The following is a 5,072-nucleotide window of genomic DNA, read 5'->3' on the forward strand; positions in this document are numbered from 1 at the left end:
AATCATTTTAACACGGCTCCCGGTGGCAATCATTTTAATAACGGCGGCGGCAATCGCCAGGTGGCGATGCAACACGAGCAACATTTCTCACAACCACATATGTCAGGTGGCGGAATGCCTCATGGCGGCGGTCATGGTGGCGGAGGAGGCCACGGTGGTGGTGGACACGGAAGACATTGAATACCCTGATCATTCATCCAATGTAAAAGTATCCCCTTCCTTTCATCCCATAAAAAATACCCCATTTTCATCCGGCGTAAAAAAAAGCCGTCTGCCGTAAAACCTGGCAGATGGCTTTTTTTATAATGACTCCCGAAATAATGCTCATGTTGCATCCTGCAACAATGCGGATCGTCCTCCATCCAGCAAATACGTAGTGCCTGAAGCAAACCCGCCGTACTCTCCTGCCAGAAAAACGCACCAGGCGCCGGCTTCTTCCGGCGTACCAATCCTTTTCACCGGATGCAGTTGTTCGGTACGCGCCCGCTCCGCGGCCGGGTCCGGGAAAGAAGCAAACCACTGCTGGTTGCCCGGCGTATCTATAAATCCGGGTGCTAGTCCTACTACCCGGACAGCAGGCCCCCATTCAATCGCCAGCGCCCTTACGAGGCCCGTGAGCGCCGTTTTGGTCACATTATAAGGGAAGCACCCCGGTAATGTAGCATTGGCATGATTGGAGCTGATAATGATGATGACACCTTGTCCACCCGCTTCCAGGTAAGGACGGCAAAGTTTACACAACCGCCAGTGTGCGGCCAGGTTCAACTCCATATTTTGCTGCCACTTCTCTTCTGTACAGTTGGCGGCGCCTTCAAAAAAGTTAGCGCCGGCATTGGACACGAGGATATCCAGTTGGCCCCAGGCCACCAGTACATCCGCGATCCAGCTGCTTTGCTGTTCTGTATCGGTAACATCTGTTTGTGTGTACATCGCCTCCGCGCCTACCGATTGCAGTTCATGAAGGAAAGCCCGGGCAGCAGGGCTGTCGGCTGTTTCCAGCCCACATCCTGCCACCTTCGCACCTGCTTTGCCCATCATCTGTGCAATGCCTTTTCCGATACCGGAGGTAACCCCCGATATCATAACTACCTTTCCAGCTAATGATATTGTTAATGCCATAATTTTAAACGTAAAATCCGGGACGGGGTTGTAAAATGCCCGGATGTTTTTCCATTTCTGCTTCTACCAGGTCTACTCCCAGGCCCGGACGATCTGATAAATGCAGATGCCCGTCACTGATCATGTCTTTGATAGGATGATCGATCACCGTATCTCTCCAGGGAACATCATTAAACATAAATTCCTGCCGGAAGAAATTAGGTACCGACGCACATACATGCGCGCTGGCGATGGTAGACAAAGGTCCGTTAGGATTATGCGGCGCCAGCAATACATTGTATGCTTCCATCATGGTAGCCATCCGCTTCATCTCGGAAGGGCCACCACAGCGGGTAATATCGGGCATAATAATATCGCAGAGCTGCTTCTCCAATACCTGCCGGATACCATGACGGGTATAATGCCGCTCTCCCACACAGATAGCTACGTTACCTGGCAGTCGCTCCCGCACGGCTTTCAGCGTATCCGCACTTTCAGGGCCTACCGGCTCTTCATACCAGGTGATATCCAGTGCAGCCAGTCGCTGCGCCATTTTCACCGCTACGCGGAAATTCAGCATCGCATGGGTTTCAATCATGATATCGAACTCCGGTCCTACGGCATCACGCACGGCTTTGCTCACGTCGAAGGCCAGGTCCTGCTGTGCCACGCTGAGGTTCAGGTTGGACGACAGGTCTTCCCCATAAAAATAATTGACGTGGGCAAATGGATCAAATTTCAACCCGGTAAAGCCGGCGGCTTTTACCTGTAATGCCTGTGCAGCATAATCTTCCGGCGTATGTGCGCCACCGGTAAACCAGTAGTTGGCATACAGTAAAATATCTTTACGGAAAGCGCCACCCATTAATTCATAGCAAGGTACGCCCAGTACTTTCGCTTTCAGATCCAGCAACGCCATGTCAATGCCGCTGATCGCACAAAGGCTCGCACCATAAGGGCCTATCCAGTTCAGGTCGCGATACAGTTTGGTCCAGATAAAATCTGTGCGCATCGGGTCCATGCCGATAATGCGCTCTCCTACGTGTTTGGCAGCATGATATACAATAGGACTGCCCGGCCAGTTGGTGGCTTCTCCCACACCGGTGTAGCCTTCATCTGTGTATATTTTCAGCAGGGTCCAGTTATACTTCACCCCTTCTACCAGCCATACCTTAACATCAGTTATTTTCATGATACTATTCAGTTAATCTATAGTAAATACCAATTCACCCTTAACAAGTGATGGCAGTTTATGTTGTTTATCTGTAAACGGAGAACCATAAAAAGGTTCGGAACCGTTGTTGCTATAGTCTGCGATGAGCAGTTGCAGGTGTGCATCCTGCAGCCAGCTGCGGGCCGACTGACGTCCATCCGACACGATGCTGATACCATTGCCGGCAGCATCTTTCAGGGAAGCCAGCAAGATATGCCGTTTGGTAGAACGAAAATCATTGCTGCCCATTTCATTGCCGTCATCTTTCCATTTGCCTGCCGGTACTTTCCCCCAGGGCTCTACGCCGTCGGTACGTTGTGCCTGCAGCAGCGCACTGCCTTCGTTGCGCGCAATGTCATCTGCCGGGTAAACAGAAAAACTGCCTTTCCGGGTCCAGCTCAGGTGATCAAAGCTGGCTGGTAATTGTAACAGCATGCCATACTGCCGTGGCAGCGAGTCTTCCCCACGGTAATGTATTTCATAGGTCATGCTCACTTTATTATCCGGCCGGAAATGATATTGAATGGTTCCTTTGGCATCGGTATAAGTCACCGCTTCTTTTACAATGATGCCACTGTCGCTCGCTGTTATGTTCAATGAAGTAGCAAAGAGGGTATACAGCGGGTAATTTTTCAGTGGGGAGATGTTATTCTGATACGTTTCTCCGGCCACATTGGGCTTACCGCCGTCCTCACTGTTCATCGGCACCACACTGAATACTGGTCCCTGTGACAGGATAGTACGTTCTCCTTTTTTTGCGCCGATAATCATACCTGTTAAGCGGCTGATTTCAAACGTATGATCTCCCTGTTGAATCGTGTATGCCTGCTCGTTTTGTGTATAGCTTAATTTTAAGGGTGCAGTGGCTGGTGCAGCTGGCGCAGCTTTCAGCGTGATTTTCTCTTCGTTGACTACTTTACCGGCAGGATCTGTAAAAGACAGTTCTATTACGCCGCTGTTGGCATTCACCGGAAGATGTAATACACCGGCGCCATGCGGCGCAATGTTAGCGGCTACTTTGGTGGGCTGTCCGTCAATGCGGCATTGAATATTGGCAGCGGTCAGTGTGGTGAAGTCAAATCGGTTTTCTACGTTCAGCAACAGCTCCTTTCCTTTCAACGTAGGTGCCTGTACGTTAGTAACGACTACTGGTGCATACGCTTTTCTCATTCCGTAAAACTCCGGTTTTTCTCTTCTCCATGCGTCTACCGGTCCCCAGGGACCATAGCCTACGATACGACCATCCGGCAGATGAAAGATATCATCTATACCGGCCCAGATCGCACCACCCAAACAATTGGGATGACGATACATAGAGTCGTACATCCTGGCCAGCGGCGCACCATAGGCCCCTCTGATACCGGGATCTGTGAGCAGTTCCCGGCGGTTGTAGCAAGACACGTGTGCATACTCCCCGAATAATACCGGGCGTTTCATCGTATCTGTAGCTGCTGCGCCATTGATACCGGGATAATGATACACCGCGATATCTGCCTGGCTATGTGCATTGTTATAGCCTCCCCAGCACTGGTCATGAAAAGTGGTAGGCCGTGTAGGATCTACTGCTTTTACAATCGCGTTCACCTGTGCGAATAATGGACTCCAGAGCGATTCATTGGCCAGTGACCAGATGATCACGCTGGGATGATTCCGTTGTGCATTTACTTTTTCTACGTTTGCCCTGATAAAATAAGGCAGGTATTTTTCATCTTTATAATTCCATAATTTCCATATCGGCGAAGCACCGTGCTGGATCCAGCAGATAGCCGATTCACTTTCTACAAACAGGCCCACTTCATCCGCAGCGGCCAGGAACTCTTCTGATGGCGGGTAGTGAGAAGTACGGATATAGTTGCAGTTGCCTTTTTTAAATAGCTCTGCATCCTGCCGCGATAATTCCGGCGTAACACTACGTCCCGTCAACGGATATACGTCGTGGCGGTTTACCCCATGCAATTTTACGGCTTTACCGTTTACCAGTAGCAGGGCGCCGTTTACTTTTACTTCGCGGAATCCCACTTTCTGTGTTACTGTTTCCAACACTTGTCCATCTTGTGTAAGACTTGCCCGTAAAGTATACAGGTAGGGACTTTCAGGGTTCCAGGTTTGTATCCGTCCCACCGGTAATTCCTGTGGTTGACTAAGTGTACATGTTTTATCCAGTACGGTTTTACCATTAGCATCCGTCAGCACATAATGCATATTTCCTTTGGCGGTGGTGGTTTGCATATTGATGTCCAGCGTGCCATTGGTATAGGTGCTGTTTAAGCGGGTGGTAATATCCAGTCTTTTTATATTTGCAGTAGGCAAAACAAATAGTGTAGCTTTTCGTAAGATGCCGCCCACGGTGTGCACTGCATACTGCGATACGCATCCCAGTTTATCCGACACCGTTAGTGCCTGCACCTGTACTTCCAGCTGGTTATTGCCTGCCTGTAATGCATCTGTAATATCTGCTTCAAAAGGCACGAAGCCACCTTCGTGTTCGGTAATCACTTTCCCATTAACCAGTATTTTACCCCAGGAGCTGATGCCGTCAAAGCGGATCATGACCCGGTTGCCGGACCAGTCGCCCGGCAGCTGAAAGCTTCTGCGGTATATGGCGGTATCTCCTTCATTGAGTTGAAATCCCTGCATCACCCATTCTCCCGGCACATTGATGGGAGCAGGCGTACCGGCTGCTCCATTTGAAAACGACCAGCTCCCGTTAAGTGATAACAAAGGATTCGCCACCCCTTTTACGGCCGTGGGACGTGGTGAC

The 5,072-nt window shown here is 50.2% G+C and carries 4 protein-coding genes; 1 reads left to right on the forward strand and 3 read right to left on the reverse strand.

Annotated features, from left to right (window positions below):
* Nucleotides 1-180 (forward strand): hypothetical protein (locus VIP81_RS14355; RefSeq protein WP_331961811.1); only part of this gene is annotated, 180 nt, incomplete at its 5' end.
* Between the two features lie 144 nt (nucleotides 181-324).
* On the opposite strand, the gene VIP81_RS14360 is transcribed toward VIP81_RS14355, so the two are convergent.
* The 3 genes from VIP81_RS14360 to VIP81_RS14370 form a co-directional block, all read right to left on the reverse strand.
* Complete coding sequence (locus VIP81_RS14360) at nucleotides 325-1,119, reverse strand: SDR family oxidoreductase (protein ID WP_331961814.1); 795 nt, start codon at nucleotides 1,117-1,119, stop codon at nucleotides 325-327.
* A gap of 4 nt (nucleotides 1,120-1,123) precedes the next feature.
* Nucleotides 1,124-2,290: a mandelate racemase/muconate lactonizing enzyme family protein gene (locus tag VIP81_RS14365; RefSeq protein ID WP_331961817.1), complete on the reverse strand. Its 1,167-nt coding sequence runs from the start codon at nucleotides 2,288-2,290 to the stop codon at nucleotides 1,124-1,126.
* A 12-nt stretch (nucleotides 2,291-2,302) separates the two neighbouring features.
* A partial coding sequence (locus tag VIP81_RS14370) for a glycoside hydrolase family 2 TIM barrel-domain containing protein (RefSeq protein ID WP_331961820.1) occupies nucleotides 2,303-5,072 on the reverse strand: 2,770 nt, incomplete at its 5' end.

The organism is Chitinophaga sp. (assembly GCF_036566945.1).
GTDB lineage: Bacteria > Bacteroidota > Bacteroidia > Chitinophagales > Chitinophagaceae > Chitinophaga.